At 44.9% G+C, this 16,486-nt stretch carries 14 protein-coding genes and 1 pseudogene; 11 read left to right on the forward strand and 4 right to left on the reverse strand.

Annotated features, from left to right (window positions below; translation table 11 throughout):
- The 3 genes and pseudogenes from mobV to DXA57_RS03050 all read right to left on the reverse strand — a co-directional run bounded on the left by mobV (position 1) and on the right by DXA57_RS03050 (position 2,047).
- A pseudogene (gene mobV, locus DXA57_RS03035) lies at positions 1–941 on the reverse strand (MobV family relaxase).
- A gap of 185 nt (positions 942–1,126) precedes the next feature.
- Positions 1,127–1,522 (reverse strand): replication initiator protein A, encoded by a 396-nt coding sequence (locus tag DXA57_RS03045; RefSeq protein WP_117548275.1) that lies wholly within the window; start codon positions 1,520–1,522, stop codon positions 1,127–1,129.
- A 111-nt stretch (positions 1,523–1,633) separates the two neighbouring features.
- A complete protein-coding gene (locus DXA57_RS03050) occupies positions 1,634–2,047 on the reverse strand; it encodes a cysteine-rich VLP domain-containing protein (RefSeq protein ID WP_117764493.1) in 414 nt (137 codons plus the stop codon).
- 295 nt (positions 2,048–2,342) lie between these two features.
- On the opposite strand from DXA57_RS03050, the gene DXA57_RS03055 reads away from it, so the two are divergent.
- From DXA57_RS03055 to DXA57_RS03100, 11 genes are all read left to right on the forward strand, one after another.
- Positions 2,343–3,158: a helix-turn-helix domain-containing protein gene (locus DXA57_RS03055; RefSeq protein WP_117764495.1), complete on the forward strand. Its 816-nt coding sequence runs from the start codon at positions 2,343–2,345 to the stop codon at positions 3,156–3,158.
- Between the two features lies 1 nt (position 3,159).
- Positions 3,160–6,186, forward strand: a complete 3,027-nt coding sequence (locus DXA57_RS03060; protein ID WP_117764497.1) for a metallophosphoesterase — start codon at positions 3,160–3,162, stop codon at positions 6,184–6,186.
- Positions 6,187–6,685: 499 nt separating this feature from the next.
- Positions 6,686–7,042, forward strand: coding sequence for a helix-turn-helix domain-containing protein (locus tag DXA57_RS03065; protein WP_117548279.1), 357 nt, complete (start codon positions 6,686–6,688; stop codon positions 7,040–7,042).
- Entirely contained in the window at positions 7,039–8,115 is a 1,077-nt protein-coding gene (locus DXA57_RS03070; protein WP_330423182.1) for a recombinase family protein, read from the forward strand. Before DXA57_RS03065 ends, DXA57_RS03070 begins: the two co-directional genes overlap by 4 nt.
- Positions 8,112–8,597 carry a hypothetical protein gene (locus tag DXA57_RS17690; protein WP_330423183.1) on the forward strand — a complete coding sequence of 162 codons (486 nt, stop codon included), beginning with the start codon at positions 8,112–8,114 and terminating at the stop codon, positions 8,595–8,597. The genes DXA57_RS03070 and DXA57_RS17690 overlap by 4 nt, the downstream gene beginning before the upstream one ends.
- A gap of 94 nt (positions 8,598–8,691) precedes the next feature.
- Positions 8,692–9,210 (forward strand): anti-sigma factor family protein, encoded by a 519-nt coding sequence (locus tag DXA57_RS03075; protein ID WP_117764499.1) that lies wholly within the window; start codon positions 8,692–8,694, stop codon positions 9,208–9,210.
- A gap of 28 nt (positions 9,211–9,238) precedes the next feature.
- On the forward strand, positions 9,239–11,887 hold the full coding sequence (polA, locus tag DXA57_RS03080) for a DNA polymerase I (protein ID WP_117764501.1): 2,649 nt from the start codon (positions 9,239–9,241) through the stop codon (positions 11,885–11,887).
- Between the two features lie 12 nt (positions 11,888–11,899).
- Positions 11,900–12,505 carry a dephospho-CoA kinase gene (gene coaE / locus DXA57_RS03085; RefSeq protein ID WP_117764503.1) on the forward strand — a complete coding sequence of 202 codons (606 nt, stop codon included), beginning with the start codon at positions 11,900–11,902 and terminating at the stop codon, positions 12,503–12,505.
- On the forward strand, positions 12,492–13,289 hold the full coding sequence (locus DXA57_RS03090; protein WP_117764505.1) for an MBL fold metallo-hydrolase: 798 nt from the start codon (positions 12,492–12,494) through the stop codon (positions 13,287–13,289). Before coaE ends, DXA57_RS03090 begins: the two co-directional genes overlap by 14 nt.
- Positions 13,290–13,447: 158 nt before the next feature.
- Positions 13,448–13,720 (forward strand): ACT domain-containing protein, encoded by a 273-nt coding sequence (locus tag DXA57_RS03095; protein ID WP_117764507.1) that lies wholly within the window; start codon positions 13,448–13,450, stop codon positions 13,718–13,720.
- A gap of 26 nt (positions 13,721–13,746) precedes the next feature.
- Complete coding sequence (locus DXA57_RS03100) at positions 13,747–15,111, forward strand: PFL family protein (protein ID WP_117764509.1); 1,365 nt, start codon at positions 13,747–13,749, stop codon at positions 15,109–15,111.
- On the opposite strand, the gene DXA57_RS03105 is transcribed toward DXA57_RS03100, so the two are convergent.
- Positions 15,108–16,346 carry a nucleotidyltransferase gene (locus DXA57_RS03105; protein WP_117764511.1) on the reverse strand — a complete coding sequence of 413 codons (1,239 nt, stop codon included), beginning with the start codon at positions 16,344–16,346 and terminating at the stop codon, positions 15,108–15,110. The genes DXA57_RS03100 and DXA57_RS03105 overlap by 4 nt on opposite strands.
- Positions 16,347–16,486 lie beyond the last annotated feature (140 nt).

Genomic DNA, 16,486 nt, shown 5'->3' on the forward strand with positions numbered 1-16,486 from the left:
TCACCGTTCCCTTGTGTGCCGCTGCTGCCGTTTCAGTTCCGCCAGTATATCCGGCGGGATACGGTCAACCAGCCGCTGTAAATCGTCCAGTTCACTTTTCAGCTTTGCCTGTTCCATCGTATCTTTCATCTTGCCTTTTTCGCTGGCCTTTGCCCTTGCTTCCAGCTTTTCATTTGCCGCCAACAGGTCATTGATTGTGACCTTGTACTTTTTCAGTTGCCGGAGAAATTCTCCATCTGCGGAAACCACTTTTTCAGCATGGAGAGGGCTTCCTCTTTCTTCTTTCCGGCATTGAACGGGGTAATACCGTCCAGCGTGGCTTCAATGGCTCTTGCCTGTTTTGAGAGATTGACCGCCTGCTTGAACAGACGTGTGGGGATATGCTTCCTGCCTGTCTTGCTGGGACTTTCCCCACGCTCCAAGTTGGGATATTTCTCCACCATATAGGCGTGAAAATCGTCCTGCCATTTTGTGAGGTTGGCTCTGTTCCCAATAATATCCTTTGCACACAAGCGGTTGTCCTCTGTCAGAGGGACAAAGACCAAATGCAGGTGGGGCGTTTTCTCGTCCATGTGTACCACCGCCGACACGATATTTTCTGTCCCTACCCGCCCGATTAAGAAATCAGCCGCCCTCTGGAAAAATTCCTGTATCTCCTTTGGGGACTTCTTCTTGAAAAACTCCGGGCTGGCGGTAATCAGCGTATCTACAAACCGGGTGCTGGCCCTGCGAGTGCGACAGTCAGCCTGTTCAATACGGTTCTGTATAAAGTGGTAGTACCTGCCCTCCGGCTTAACAATGTGGAAATTGTACTTGCTTCGGCTGGTGTCAATGTCGGGATTGCTGGCGTACTGTTCCTTTTGCCGTTCGTGATGGGCTTCCAGCGGTCTTGCCGGATTTCCCTTGTGCTTTTCAAATCGCAAAATTGCGTGTTGTGCCATGAAACTCCTTTCCCCATTCCGTTCCTTTCCGGGACTTTTCCACAGGAAAATCCCGCAGAAAATATCTCGGATAGGATAGGAATGGATAAGATATAAATAAAATCGTTTTAATCTTTGTATTTCTATATACCGTCCGGTTTTCGTACTTCAAGAGGATTGATTATCGTACTCTATGAGTGCGGTTTTCAGTCCTCCGGCGTTCCATAATTGGATTTCTTGAAGTCGGTGTTTGGAACCGCTTCGTAGGATTTTGGATAAATACGGTTGGGTTTTCCACAGCCCTGTTTCTGGATTTCTACCAGTCCGGCATATTGCAACTCCCGCAGGGTGTTGACCGCTTTCTGCCGCCCGCAGTGGAGCAGCTCCACTACCTCGTTAATGGGATAGTAGAGGTAAATCCGCCCGTATTCGTCCGCCCACCCGTTTTTTCGGGATAGGTCTGTCCGGCGCAGGATAAAGGCGTACAGTACCTTTGCTTCGTTGGACAGCGGCGTGAATGTGGGGGCTTCAAAAAGGAAATTGGGAAGCCGGGTAAAGCTGACTGCCTTTTCCGGCTGATGGATATAAATGGTGTTTGTCATATCGTGTTTTGTGGATGGTTAGAAGCCCGTTTTCGTGGACAGACGGTAGTTTCTATTGCCTGCCCCTGTTCTGTGCTTGCAAAGTCTTGTAAATCAAGGACTTTTCAGCTCCTAACTGTCCACACAAGACCTCCTTTTCCGTTCACTTTCTGTTTTCTGCCGCCTGTGAACTCTGGCGGCACAGTTGGGACAGTATTTCGCCCGGTTGGACTTTGGGGCGAACACTCTGCCGCAGACCGCACAGCGTTTTAGCTCCTTATCCCGGAAAATCTCTGCTTCCAGCGTTCCGATTTGCGGCAAGACCGACCAGCGGAACCACTTACAGCAGACCGAGAAAGAAATGGTCTGGGGGCAGATGTGGGTGTCCCCATCGTCGAGGAGCATACAGTTCCCGTTCTCATAACAGCAGCACTCCCGTCGTATCAGGGCGTTTGCCTGTTTCCTCTGTGCCGGTGTTATGCGGTTAAGGGAACCGTCCGGCTTGCACTCTATGGGCGGTAGTTGTTTATATGGGTTCTTTCTCATGTGTTCCCTCCATTTTTACTTCGCCGTTCTCTCCGAAAAGGCTTCCTGCCCCATTCCTGCGGCGTGTTTCTCCTTTGGTACGCAAATGCGCTACTTCTCCGGGAGAGGTATTCCTTTTCGGACGGTCATTCTGTTTTCAAGGTGCAGCTAATCAATGAACTACCCTAAGTCTACACGAAAAAAATGCAATTCCCGGAATCTTGCGAGAATTGCATTTTAGGAAAATATTCAATCTCAAAATTGCATTTCTGCAATTCTCCTGTATAATGGAAGTATGTAGAGGAGGTGCGTATCTATGGCTTTACCCGGAACACCCGGACAGCGGATTTCCGATTTATGCAACGGAAACCACATTACACAAAAGCAGCTTGCAAAGAAGATAGGCGTATCTGCTTCCCAGTTAAGCCGCATTGTCAGTGGAGAAACAAAGACGGTCAGCAGAGATATCCTCATAGGCGTGGCAAAGGAATTTAAGGTGTCCACCGACCACATACTGGGGTTATCCAATATCAGCGTCCGCAAAAGCTATGATATATCTGAATTGGGCTTGTCTGAGGGGGCAATCAAAGGGCTTGTGACGGGTACTGTGGATGTGCAAATCCTCAACCGGCTGTTGGAACACAAGAATTTCCAGAAACTGATGGACTTGATACGGATTTACTTTCAAGACACCGTAGCAAAGGGTATCATGGCACGAAACCGACTAATCGAGTTGGCAACGGTTTCCCTGTCTGATCTGATGAAAGAACACCCGGAGCATCGAGCAGAAGCAAAACAGGATTTACAATTTTTGAACGCCCAGAAGATGGGAGAACATGAAGCGGAGATTGAGAAAATCAAGAATGTATTCCTTGCTATCCTGCGGGATATTAAGAAAGATATGGACAATGGAGAACAGCCAGGAGAAGCTGTGACCGCCGCTATGTTCCAAACTATGCAGGACGCATTAGTTGAGCAGAAGCAAACGCCGCTTACCATAGACAATGTAACAAAAATGGTTGCTGGACAGACTGGACAGCTTGTCCCGATGGACGAGGAAACAAGCAACCAATTCCGGCAGTTGATGAAGAAAATCATGGAGCAGACAGATAAAGAGATTGAGGTAAAATAATATGGCACAGTCGGAAGTCAAGAAAATAATCAGGCAATTAAAGAAATATGAAATTAGAGTTCTTGATGTTCCAGAAGAATACGAGAACGATATTCAGATTGTAACCTTTGAACGAAAAGCCGGGTTGCGTATAACTGGTAAAAGAGGATTCGATATTATCTCAAATTCCTTTTTTGTTAAAGAAGATTTAATTCATATAGATGTAGATGGTGAGGAACGAAAAAAAAGTGTTTTCTTATCATTTGATAAATTTGATTCATATTTTGATTTTCTAAATGGTGACATTTATGATAATGCGTGTTATGCATTTTGCCCTTTTTCGAGAATATCTATTTCTAAAAAAATTGACCCAAAAAATTTAATGGCAAGAAAAGCGTTTGTCGAAGATACAATAGATGATTATTCATTGTCATTATCAAATGAAGAAAAAGAGAATTATGAGGAAGGAAGGAATATCAATAAATATTGTAAACAGTGGAGCAAAAAATTTAATAATTGTAGTAGCTATGATGAATTGGCAAAAGTCGTGGGAAATTATAAAAAATCTAAGATTGCTTCCATGGTTGATGTTAGCTTTTTCTTTTTTCAATACATTTTCGCAGATGTCAAGGATAAACAACGATTCTCTATTATTATGGAATATATGTCCTCCGGCGCTTATCCTGAATACAAAATAATAAACGCATTATGTTCAATATATAACCCTGATGATGTTATGCAATCATTTAACTACTCACTGGGAGTAAAGGGGACAATATATAAGCATAAGAAGAAATTGAAAGAGTACATCTGTCGTTTGAAAAATGGAAAAATTGAATTTTATTCAAAAGCATTTTTTGATAAGAAAACACATTACTACTGTGAAGAAACTCAAGGGTATCGAGAGGATAATAAACATTTCCCAATTACAACAATTTATAGATATTTTGAAACGTTTGATGAGTTTATTAGTTATCGAAACGGAGATTTAACATATTGTGATTTATCAGGGGCGCTTGAATGTGATGCGGATTTTTCTAATTACATTATTGATGAAACAACAAAATTGCCAGTTTGTACAAATACAGTGGCTACTTATTCGATAAAAAAATACTATCACAACAGAAAATTCTATGTGACGCAACAGTGGTGTAATACATCTGGTAGTGTGATAAAAGAATACAGACATTCCTTTGATTATTTTTTCGACTTTGTTGCTTTTTTAAAAGGGGATTTGTCTGAAGCCAATCTACTTTTTTGCGATGGTTTGATGTTTTTGGAAAAGTGGAATAGCATTGACTTTACGAATTGTAAAATGAAAAGCTCCCTATGTGAAAAGTTTGGGTTGAAATATGCTACACAAGAAATCAATAGAGATTTGATAAAATCCTTTGATTGTATAGAACAGAATGAAAACGAAACTGCTTTAGTTCTCCAAACGTCGAGAAACTTAAAGGAAGAAGCTGCGAGAAAAGATTTATCAACTTTTGATATGTCATTTGATTACAAATGCCAAAGGGTTTATTATGTTTCAGATATTCATCTTATGCACCGAATAAAAAATGCAGGCTGTCGTTCAAAAGAAGATGTTATATATGTGATTCAAAAAATAGTCGATACTATTGCCAATGATGCAGGAGGCTTATTATTGATTGACGGTGATGTAGCATCAGATATTGGAATATTTCAGTTATTTGTAAAGAGGCTTTCCCAAACATTACGTCGGAACACACAGGTTGTGTTTACGCTTGGAAATCATGAGTTATGGAGTTTTCCGGGTTTTCAAATAGAACAGATTGTTTCAAAGTATCGAACTATTTTAGAAGAATATGGTATGTATTTACTTCATAACGATCTTCTTTACAAAGAAGATTGCGGTTTGCTTGCTGATCCGAACACAGGAACACACCTGATTAAATATCACGATTTGTGCCAAATGAATGAAACGCAAATTGCTGACCGCTTGCGAAGTGCAAGATATGTGATTCTCGGCGGATTGGGATTTTCGGGATATAATATGGAATTTAATGCCGATAACGGCATTTATCGAATGACTGTGGATAGAGATACTGAAATAAAAGAATCTAAAATTTTTGAAGATTTGTATAATCGTTTACGTCCTATTCTTGCCAATAAGAACACGATTATTTTAACGCATACACCTAAAAAAGATTGGTGTAGAGAAGCAGATCCTAATAAAAATTATGTTTATGTAAGTGGACATACACATAGGAATTTTTTCCATGATGACGGTGAGTATAGAGTTTATTCAGACAATCAAGTTGGATACCATAGCGAGAACCCTCATTTGAAAACTTTTTTGCTTGATAACGATTATGATTGTTTTTCTGATTATGAGGATGGTATATTTGAGGTTACGGGTGAACAGTACAATGACTTCTACCGTGGGAAAAATATATCAATGACTTTCCAGCGAGAAGTAAATGTACTCTATATGTTAAAAAAGAATGGGTATTACTGTTTTATCCACAAATCAAGAAGCGGCAGTCTTACTATCCTTAATGGTGGTGCTATGAAAAAATTGGAAATTCAAGATGTTCAGTATTATTATGATAATATGGACGCTATGATTTCTACAATAAAAACGCCGCTTGACAAGTTTACTTCATTCCAAAAACGTGTTGCAGATATGGTGAAAAGAATTGGTGGAGTTGGTACGATTCATGGGAGCATAATTGATATTGATTTTTATAATCATATATATGTGAACCCACTTGACTTATCAATGACAGGATATTGGGCATCCGATATAATTAACAAAATTGTATATCCGTCAATTCCGGCGTTATTGGAGAAGAACTGTCCTACAATATTTGGCGAATATGTTAAACTTCTTAAGGGTAATGGCGAAAATCCGTTAGCACCAAAACAACAAACGAATGTTGCAATATTACCACAGACGTATCTTGATACGGATATTTACAAGGCTTCAAGAGAAATAAAGAAAATGCAGAAACTTCATTCAAATATATTAAGCTCTTGGTATGAAGATACTCTACATAAAAATACTCAAATTGAACTCACATAAAATTGGAAGTCCTATTTATTTTGACTTTTGAAAAATAGTGATTGAGAATTAGGGAGATAGGGTAAACAGAGTTTGCATATACGCCCTGTCTGCTGATGAAACCAGTCCTGCGTTTGCGGCTCTACGCAACACAATCACAGCGCTGCTTTCCTGCCGTAAAAATGCCCTTGCCTTCTCTGGCGGCAACGGCATTTTTACGGCAACGCCGACAGAGCGTATAACACACTACACTTTGCAAGCAAAGTCGTGTGCCAAAGGGGTACCCTTTGGAAACCCTATTTTGTCGGAGTGTGTAGCCACACTTCCTCCAAAATGCAAAATAAGCGGTCACAATCTGCTGTAAAACCACAGCTGGATTGACCGCTTATTTTGTTGTAACCCTCTCCGTTTTCTTTATCCGCTTTACGAGTATATTCCATAAAAATATGCTTAATACGGGTTGGAAAGAAAACGCAAAAGTGATATACTAAGCATAGAGGAAACAAGGAGGTTACAGCCCATGAAAGAATTAGGAGAACGCCTGCGGAGGTTGCGGGAAAGTGTGAAGCTGTCGCAGGTAAAGATGGCGGAACTTTTGGGAGTGAAGCAGTCCAGTATCAATCGTTATGAGCAGGGGCAGTCGGCTCCCTCTTTGGAAACGCTTGTAAGGTATGCGGATTATTTTGATGTATCATTAGATTACCTGCTTGCCCGGACAGACAATCCGCAAGGCAAGCTATATGAACACCGTCCGAAGATTGCACCGGGGAGTGAGGAAATGAAACAGTTTATTGAAATGTGTTTTGACCCGCAATCTCCGTTAAATGAAAAATTAAAACAGACGCTTCTTGAAATGATGGAGGTGGAAAGAAAATGAAAGGTGTGATTTACGCCCGTTATTCTTCTGATAACCAACGGGAAGAAAGTATTGAGGGACAGTTGCGGGAATGTAAGGAGTATGCAGAGCGCAACGATATTACAATTTTAGGGACTTATATTGACAGGGCATTGTCAGCAAAAACAGATAACCGCCCCGAATTTCAGCACATGATTAGAGACAGCGCAAAGGGCTTGTTTGATGTTGTTCTTGTGTGGAAATCAGACCGCTTTGCCCGGAACCGTTACGACAGCGCACGATATAAAAACCTTTTGAAAAAGAACAGTGTGAAAGTCATTTCCGCAAGGGAAAATATCTCCGAGGGTAGCGAGGGAATTATTCTGGAAGCCATGTTGGAGGGATATGCGGAATACTATTCTGCGGAGCTTTCTGAAAAGGTTATCCGGGGACTGACCGACAATGCGCTGAGATGTAAATATAATGGCGGTACTGTTCCGATGGGATATTATATTGACGAACAGCAGTATTATCAAATCGACCTTAAGACTGCCCCGGTGGTGCTGGAAATGTTTACGAAGTACAGCGAGGGCACAACAATGCAGGAACTTGTTAATCTATTAAATGACAGGGGTATGCGTTCCATTCGTGGCGGGAAAATTACGTTGAATATTATGAACCACCTTTTGAAGAACCGCCGCTATATGGGCGAGTACAGTTATCGTGATGTAGTCAAGGAGGACGGTATTCCGGCGATTGTCCCGAAAGAATTATTTGAACGGGTACAGGAACGGCTGGCGAAGAATAAAAAGGCTCCCGCCCGTCACAAAGCTGAGGACGATTACCTCTTGACAACGAAGCTGTACTGTGGGAAATGCGGCTCCTTTATGGTGGGAGAAAGCGGCACAAGCCATACAATGAAAGTCCATCGCTATTACCGTTGTGTGAATACTAAGAAAAAGAAGCTCTGCGACAAGAAAGCGGTCAAGAAAGATTGGATTGAAGATTTGGTTGTCAACTATACCATGAAAGCAATTATGAATGATGAAGTCATGGAACGACTGATTGATACGCTGATGGAGTTGCAGAAGAAAGCACCGATTTGCCTCTTTTGAAAAAGCAGCTTGCAGAAACGGAAAAAGGTATTAACAATATGCTCAACGCCATTCAAGCAGGGATTTTTACTCCGTCCACCAAGCAAAAACTGGACGAGTTGGAGGAAACCAAAAGCCAGCTTGAAGTCAGCATTTTGCAGGAGGAAATGCACAAGCCCCTGCTTACAAGAGAACAGATAGCATTTTTCATTTACCGCTTCCGTAAATTTGATGTGACAAAGCGGGAACAGCGGCAAAGACTGATTGACAGTTTTGTAAATGCGGTGTATCTTTATGAGGACAAGATAATCCTTACTTTCAACTATAAGGACGGTTCTAAGACCATCACACTGGCGGAGGTTGAGGGTTCGGATTTATCCGTACTCGGTGCAGTAAATGAATTAGTAAGAGAAACGAGCATCCATTCATGGGTGCTCATTTTTTTGCGGAAAAAGGATTTTGGCGGGAGGCTTGTAATTTTGTCTTGCCCAAACAGTTCATGACGGGTATACTAATACCGTAAGCAACAATTTGTGGTTTTGTTGTTTCTGAAACAGAAAGGGATAACAGACTGCAGGTTTGCCAAAGGAGAAAAACATGGATTGTAAAACAGCACAGAGTCTGGTCATTCCTTATATCAACGGTCAGTTGAACGATGAAGAGACGGAAGAGTTTCTGGAGCATATAGAAAACTGCAAAGAGTGCTATGAAGAACTGGAGATTCATTTTACCGTTCATTATGCCCTGCAAAAGCTGGATGAGGATGACAGGGTTTCTTTTAATATTCCCAAAATGCTGAAGGAAAATCTGAAGGACGCCAGAAACCGGATCCGCAGAAGAAAGATCTTTCGTGCAGTGACCGGCTGTGTTGTGGCAGTGGCAGAGGTTTTTCTTCTCCTGACGGTCATGACGCAGCTGGAGATGTTTCCGGAGAAGAATATCGGAGAGACCAGGCTGTATCGTTTCTTTTATCCGGATGGAGAAGAAACGGAAGTGACGGAAGGAGATACAGAGACGGATCCGGAGTCAGAAACGGAAGTGATAACACCGGATGCACGGCTTGAAGCACCGCCGGATCTCTGGTTGGCTTCCGGTCACGAGGACTGGATTCCTTGATCTATAGCAAACATAACGGAGGTTTCACATGAGTGGAAAAATGGTTTTGATAGATGGACATAGTATTTTAAACCGCGCTTTTTACGGGATTCCGGAGCTGACCAATGCCGAAGGCCTGCATACGAACGCGGTTTATGGTTTTTTAAATATTCTGTTTAAGATCCTGGATGAGGAAAAGGCGCAGTATCTGGCAGTCGCTTTTGATCTGAAAGCACCTACGTTCCGGCATAAAATGTATCCGGATTACAAAGGGACAAGAAAAGCCATGCCGGATGAGCTGCGGGAACAGGTTCCTGTGATGAAAGAGGTGCTCACAGCTATGGGTGTGCCTCTTCTTATGAAAGAGGGTTATGAAGCAGATGACCTTCTGGGAACAGTTGCAGGTCAGGCAGAGCGGGCAGGACTTGCAGTTTCGATCGTTTCCGGAGACAGGGATCTGCTTCAGCTGGCTACAGAGAAGGTGCAGATCCGTATCCCCAAGACCAAACGGACAGGAACGGAGATCGAAAATTACTATGCGGCGGATGTGAAAGAGAAGTATCTGGTAACGCCGACGGAGTTTGTGGATGTGAAAGCACTTATGGGAGATACTTCTGATAATATACCTGGTATCCCGGGTGTGGGGGAGAAGACTGCCACGAAGATCATTGCGGAGTTTGGCTCTATCGAAAATGCTTATGATCATCTGGAAGAGATCAAGCCAAACAAGGCAAAGCTTTCCCTGGAAGAACATTACGATCTGGCAGTTCTTTCCAAAACACTGGCAAAGATCAATACGGAAAGTCCGGTCGTACTGGATCTCGAGGCTGCAAAACTGACCGATCTTTATACACCGGAAGCTTTTACCTGGATGAAAAAGCTGGAATTTAAAAACCTTCTGAGCCGTTTTCATGTGGAAGCACCAAAGGACCAGGCAAGCGATCATTTCCTTTTGATCGGAACAAGAGAAGAAGCGGAACAATTCTTTTCCGCAGCAGCAGAAAGAGAGTCTTTTGGCTTCTCCTGGATTATGGAAAAAGAAAAAATCTATGGTCTGGCACTTTCTCTGGGAGAGGAAGGTACGGCTTTCCTGCCGACAGATGGAACCTGCGAGGAGGAAGGACTGGAACTTTCTTTTCTGAGAGATCATCTGGAAGAACTGCTGGTCTATGGAAAAACAGCTGCAGTGCTGGATCTGAAAGCCCAGCTGGATCTCTTTACCGTCCCGGATCGGGAAAAGGTTTTTGATCTTTCCATTGGTGCATATCTGATCAACCCGTTGAAAGACCGTTATCCTTATGAGGATATTGCAAAAGAATATCTTTCCCGGCTGCTTCCGGGAAGAGAGGAGCTTTTCGGTAAAGCTTCTCTGGAAAAAGCAAAGGAGGATAAAGGGGCTTTCAGAAACTGGGCCTGCTATCAGGCTTATGTAGCAGCAACGGGACTGGAACCCATTCTGGATAAGCTGAAAGAGACGGGGATGGATTCCCTTTTCCGAAAAATCGAAATGCCTCTCGTTTATGCCCTCCGGGATATGGAACGGGCAGGGATTGCGGTAGAAGCCGAGGCATTGAAAACATACGGAGATCAGCTGGCCGGGCGGATCCGTGAGCTGGAGACTTCTATTTATGAACAGGCGGGAGAGACGTTTAACATCAACTCACCAAAACAGCTGGGTGTAATCCTGTTTGAAAAAATGCAGCTTCCGGGCGGTAAAAAGACAAAGACCGGTTATTCCACAGCAGCAGATGTGTTGGAGAAACTGGCACCGGAGCATCCGGTCGTGGCTTCTGTCCTGGAATACAGGACACTGGCAAAACTGAAATCTACATATGCAGATGGTCTGGCTGCCTTCATTGCTCCTGACGGCAGGATCCACAGCACATTCAATCAGACGATCACGGCGACAGGAAGGATCAGCAGCACGGAACCGAATCTTCAGAATATCCCGGTCCGTATGGAACTGGGGCGGATGATCCGGAAGGTCTTTGTGCCGAAACCGGGCTGTGTGTTTGTGGATGCGGATTATTCTCAGATCGAGCTTCGGGTGCTGGCACATCTGTCCGGAGATGAACGGCTGATCCAGGCATACCGGGATGCAGAGGATATTCATCGGATCACGGCTTCCCAGGTATTCCATATTCCTTTTGACGAGGTAACGCCGCTTCAGAGAAGAAATGCCAAGGCAGTTAATTTTGGCATCGTTTACGGCATCAGTTCTTTTGGACTGAGTCAGGATCTCAGCATCAGCCGGAAAGAGGCTTCGGAATACATTGAAAAATACTTTGAAACCTATCCGGGGATCAAGAACTTTCTGGATGGTCTGGTGGAGCATGCGAAGGAAAACGGCTATGTGACGACTCTGTACGGGAGACGTCGTCCCATGCCGGAGCTGAAATCATCGAACTTTATGCAGCGCTCCTTTGGGGAACGGGTAGCTATGAATGCACCGATCCAGGGTACAGCCGCCGACATTATCAAGATCGCCATGATCCGTGTCAGCGAGCGCCTGAAAAGGGAACAGCTGAAATCACGTCTGATCCTTCAGATCCACGATGAGCTTCTTATCGAGGCAGAGAAAGAGGAAGTGGAGCAGGTAAAAACGATCCTTCGGGAGGAGATGCAGGGAGCGGCAGAGCTGTCTGTCCGCCTGGAGGTCGATATGCATACGGGAAATAACTGGTATGAAGCCAAATAGGAGGAATGTCTGATGAAAGTACTGGGGATTACCGGTGGCGTGGGAGCCGGAAAAAGCACGCTCCTGGATTATCTCAACCGGAGATATCATGCCCGGATCATTGAGGCAGACAAGGTGGGGCATTTTCTTATGGAACCTGGTCAGAAGGTTTATTACCGGATCGTGGAAACGTTTGGAAGCGGGATTTTAAAAGGAGATCAGACCATCGACCGGCAAAAACTGGGCAGGCTGGTTTTTGAAGATCAGGAAAAATTGATGAAACTCAACAGTCTGGTCCATCCGGCCGTGAAAGAATACATTGCATCGGAAATCGAAAGAGAGCGGAAAGAAGGAAAGGTTCCCTTTACCGCAGTGGAAGCAGCTCTTCTCATTGAAGATCATTACGATACGATCTGCGATGAACTCTGGTATATTTATGCGGACGAAGATGTGCGCCGCAGACGCCTGGCAGCCTCCAGAGGCTACAGCAGTGAAAAATCAGATTCCATTATGAAAAATCAGCTTCCGGATGAGATTTTCCGCGAATCCTGTCAATTTGTGATTGACAACAGCAGTGAAATTGTGCAGAATACATTTGAACAAATAGATAGAGGATTGAAAGAACATGGAATTTTGTAGTATTGCCAGCGGAAGTACTGGTAACTGTATATACATAGGCAGCAGCTCCAGCGCGGTTCTTGTGGATGCCGGGATCAGTGGTAAAAAAGTGGAGGAAGGACTGAATAGTTTTGCTCATACGGCGAAAGATCTGAACGGGATCCTTGTGACGCATGAGCATTCCGATCATATCAAAGGACTTGGGGTTCTGGCAAGAAAACATCACCTTCCCATCTATGCCACGCCTGGGACCATGGAGGCTATCCGAAACTGCAGTTCTCTTGGAAAGCTGGATCCGTCCCTTCTTCATGAGATCCACGCAGATGAGCATTTTCAGATCGGAGACCTGGATATCCTTCCCTTCAGGATCTCACATGACGCGGCAGAGCCTGTGGCTTACCGGGTTGCCCATGAGGAGCATACAGCGGCAGTATGTACGGATCTGGGTTATTATGACGATTATATCATTGAACATCTGAAAGGACTGCAGGCAGTCCTTCTGGAATCCAATCATGATATCAACATGCTTCAGGTGGGGAGCTATCCCTATTACCTGAAACAGCGGATTTTGGGAAACAGAGGTCATCTTTCCAACGAAAATGCGGGAAAGCTTCTTTCGGAGATTCTGAATGATGATATGAATACAGTCATGCTGGGCCATCTGAGTAAAGAAAACAATTACGAAGAACTGGCTTATGAGACGGTCTGTGCCGAGATCACGATGGGAGAAAGTCCCTATCGTGCTTCGGATTTTCCGATCTGTGTGGCAAAAAGGGAGCTTCCGTCAGCTGCAGTGAGACTGTAGAAGTGATACAACAAGGGATATTGCAGCGGACGTTTTTTGTCCGGCTGATATCAAGGCAGCCGTCCGGTTGTTCAGAAAGCAGGTTAGAGACCTGCCGGATGCCGGGCTGTTGTTATAGACAGGCAACATCATTATATCTAAAAAGGAGAGTATCAGCTATGAAAAAAACAATCATTACAGTAGTAGGAAAAGACACCGTCGGTATCATCGCAAAGGTTTGTACTTATCTCGCAGAGAATAATGTCAACATTCTTGATATTTCCCAGACGATCGTTCAGGGCTTTTTTAATATGATGATGGTAACTGATGCCAATAACAGTCAGAAAAGCATCGCAGAGCTGGCAGAGGGCCTGGAGAAACTGGGTGCTTCCATTGGTGTCAGCATCCGCTGCCAGCATGAGGATATTTTCAACAAAATGCACAGAATCTAAGACAACGGATAAAGGGGAAAACGATTATGATTAACATGTTTGAAGTAAACGAGACAAATAAGATGATCACCCAGGAGAATCTGGATGTCCGTACGATCACCATGGGAATCAGTCTTCTGGACTGTATATCCGATGATCTGGAGCAGCTGAACCAGAATATTTACGATAAGATCCTCCGCCTAGCGCATGATCTGGTGCCTACCGGTGAAGCGATCGAACGGGAATATGGCATTCCCATCGTAAATAAGAGAATCTCCGTGACACCCGTTGCCCTGGTAGGCGGAAATGCCTGCAAGACTCCGGAAGATTTCGTGACGATCGCAAAAACACTGGACAAAGCAGCACATGAGGTTGGAGTCAATTTTATCGGCGGTTATTCTGCACTGGTATCCAAGGGAATGACAAAAAATGATGAAAATCTGATCCGTTCGATCCCGGAAGCACTGGCAGTTACGGAGAGGATCTGCAGTTCTGTCAATGTTGGCTCTACCAAATGCGGTATCAACATGGATGCCGTCCGTCTCATGGGCGATATCGTCAAGGAGACGGCAGAACGGACAAAAGACAGGGATTCTCTGGGCTGCGCAAAACTGGTGGTTCTCTGTAATGCTCCGGATGACAATCCCTTCATGGCAGGTGCTTTTCATGGTGTGACAGAGGCGGATGCCATCATCAATGTCGGTGTCAGCGGTCCTGGTGTTGTAAAACAGGCACTTTCTGAGGTTCGTGGAAAGAATTTTGAAATCCTCTGTGAAACCATCAAGAAGACGGCTTTCAAGGTGACCCGTGTGGGTCAGCTGGTTGCGCAGGAAGCCAGCCGCCGTCTGGGTATCCCGTTTGGCATCATCGATCTTTCCCTGGCTCCCACACCGGCTGTTGGTGACAGCGTTGCAGAGATCCTCTGTGAGATCGGTGTAGAGTATCCGGGCGCACCGGGAACCACAGCGGCTCTGGCACTTCTCAATGATCAGGTGAAAAAGGGCGGTGTTATGGCTTCTTCTTATGTGGGAGGTCTGAGCGGCGCATTCATTCCGGTCAGTGAGGATCAGGGAATGATCGATGCAGTGACAGCAGGTGCCCTTACGATTGAAAAACTGGAAGCGATGACCTGCGTCTGCTCGGTAGGTCTTGATATGATCGCTGTTCCGGGAGATACCTCAGCTGCATCGATCGCAGGCGTGATCGCGGACGAGATGGCGATCGGTATGATAAATCAGAAAACAACAGCCGTCCGTCTGATCCCGGTGGTCGGGAAAAAGGTGGGAGACAATGTGGAATTTGGCGGTCTTCTCGGTTATGCCCCGGTTATGCCTGTAAACCGCTTCAAATGTGAGAATTTTGTGGACAGAGGAGGAAGGATCCCCGCTCCGATCCACAGCTTCAAGAACTAAAGAATGACAAGAGGTCTGGAAAGCTCGTTATAGGAGTTTCCGAGATGATAAAGAGAAGAGATCCGGATTTCTTCCGAAAGTTCCGGATGGCCGGCTGCCTTGGTGATAAGAGGCAGCCGGCTTTTTTTCTTGATCTCCGAGAGAAGGTCAGAGGCTTCCCGGCGAAAACCGAGAACCCTGAGGTGTGTGGGCGGAAGCACTTCTTCCTGACGGATATCCAGAAGAATGTGAAGGAGAGCTCTGGAAACGCGGCTTCTGGTGTATTGTCTGGTACGGACCAGATCCAGAAAAGCATTCAAGCCTGTAAATTCCTGACGGAGGGAATAGATCCGCCGGGAAAGCTCTTCTGAAACATCCAGATAAACGGAGAATTCCAGAGGCTCCTTTGCCTGCATGAGTCGGTAATGGAGAGGAAGAGAAAAATCCTCTGCCTGTACCAAACGATCTGCCAGCAGGACATCTTTTAAAAGTCCGAAAGAGGAAGGTGGAAGTTCTTTTGCCAGAGCTGTCATAAGAGAACCGAAAGCGGGCTGTTCGCATGACGTTACGATCTGTTTTTCCAGAGTATGGAGCTGGCATCGGATTGTGCTGGCAGAGGCGAAGCTCTCTGGAAGGTTTCCGGAAACCGTATGCGGAGCGCCAGCCGGCTGTCCATCTTCTCCGTGGTAACTTCCAAGTCTTTGGATCGTCAGCGGACGGATGGAACTTTTTCTTCGCTTCAGGGCTTTTATATATTCGATGGCGAGGATATTGTTCGGAGAGGCAAGGAGGCTTTGCTCCGGCAGAAAAGCAGAAAGAGCCGTTTCCCGGGCTTCCGGAAAGGTTTTTCCCTTTTTTAGTTCCGCCCGCAGGAGCTCCTGATAATCCTCCGGTTCTTCCAGAAGAAGTTCCGCCGCTTTTTCAAGAGGTTCCAATTCTCCAAGTTCACTTCCGAAGCAGAGTTCATTCACTACACCTGAGGCGTCCAGAAGCTCCACGGCACCTTCGGCAAAATACTCTGCACTGCCCGTTGCAGAGGCGGCCGGAAGTTCCAGAACGAGATCCGCCCCGTTTCTGAGCGCCATCTCTGTCCTGGTGTATTTATCTATGATAGCAGGTTCTCCTCGCTGCATGAAATTCCCGCCCATAACAACCAGGATCCGGTCCGCTCCTGTCAGTTCTCTGGCTCTGGAAAGATGGTAAGCGTGTCCCTGATGAAAGGGGTTATATTCGGCGATGATGCCGGTGACTTTCATGATTGATTCCTCCTGATCTAATATTCACTGTATCAGTATAACCTGTCAGGAAAAATCTGTATATGGGAAAATTACAGGAAAAAGAAAATTCTTCTGACAAATGTATACAAAAATATACATATTTACGGTTGAAAATAGGG

It is taken from the genome of Blautia sp. OF03-15BH (genome assembly GCF_003463065.1).
Lineage (GTDB): Bacteria > Bacillota > Clostridia > Lachnospirales > Lachnospiraceae > Limivivens.

Excerpts from the sequence above, each read along its gene's own strand:
- DXA57_RS03045 (WP_117548275.1), bottom strand. The coding sequence starts at position 1,522 with ATGACAAACACCATTTATATCCATCAGCCGGAAAAGGCAGTCAGCTTT.
- DXA57_RS03050 (WP_117764493.1), bottom strand. The coding sequence starts at position 2,047 with ATGAGAAAGAACCCATATAAACAACTACCGCCCATAGAGTGCAAGCCG.
- DXA57_RS03055 (WP_117764495.1), top strand. The coding sequence starts at position 2,343 with ATGGCTTTACCCGGAACACCCGGACAGCGGATTTCCGATTTATGCAAC.
- DXA57_RS03060 (WP_117764497.1), top strand. The coding sequence starts at position 3,160 with ATGGCACAGTCGGAAGTCAAGAAAATAATCAGGCAATTAAAGAAATAT.
- DXA57_RS03065 (WP_117548279.1), top strand. The coding sequence starts at position 6,686 with ATGAAAGAATTAGGAGAACGCCTGCGGAGGTTGCGGGAAAGTGTGAAG.
- DXA57_RS03070 (WP_330423182.1), top strand. The coding sequence starts at position 7,039 with ATGAAAGGTGTGATTTACGCCCGTTATTCTTCTGATAACCAACGGGAA.
- DXA57_RS03075 (WP_117764499.1), top strand. The coding sequence starts at position 8,692 with ATGGATTGTAAAACAGCACAGAGTCTGGTCATTCCTTATATCAACGGT.
- polA (WP_117764501.1), top strand. The coding sequence starts at position 9,239 with ATGAGTGGAAAAATGGTTTTGATAGATGGACATAGTATTTTAAACCGC.
- coaE (WP_117764503.1), top strand. The coding sequence starts at position 11,900 with ATGAAAGTACTGGGGATTACCGGTGGCGTGGGAGCCGGAAAAAGCACG.
- DXA57_RS03090 (WP_117764505.1), top strand. The coding sequence starts at position 12,492 with ATGGAATTTTGTAGTATTGCCAGCGGAAGTACTGGTAACTGTATATAC.
- DXA57_RS03095 (WP_117764507.1), top strand. The coding sequence starts at position 13,448 with ATGAAAAAAACAATCATTACAGTAGTAGGAAAAGACACCGTCGGTATC.
- DXA57_RS03100 (WP_117764509.1), top strand. The coding sequence starts at position 13,747 with ATGATTAACATGTTTGAAGTAAACGAGACAAATAAGATGATCACCCAG.
- DXA57_RS03105 (WP_117764511.1), bottom strand. The coding sequence starts at position 16,346 with ATGAAAGTCACCGGCATCATCGCCGAATATAACCCCTTTCATCAGGGA.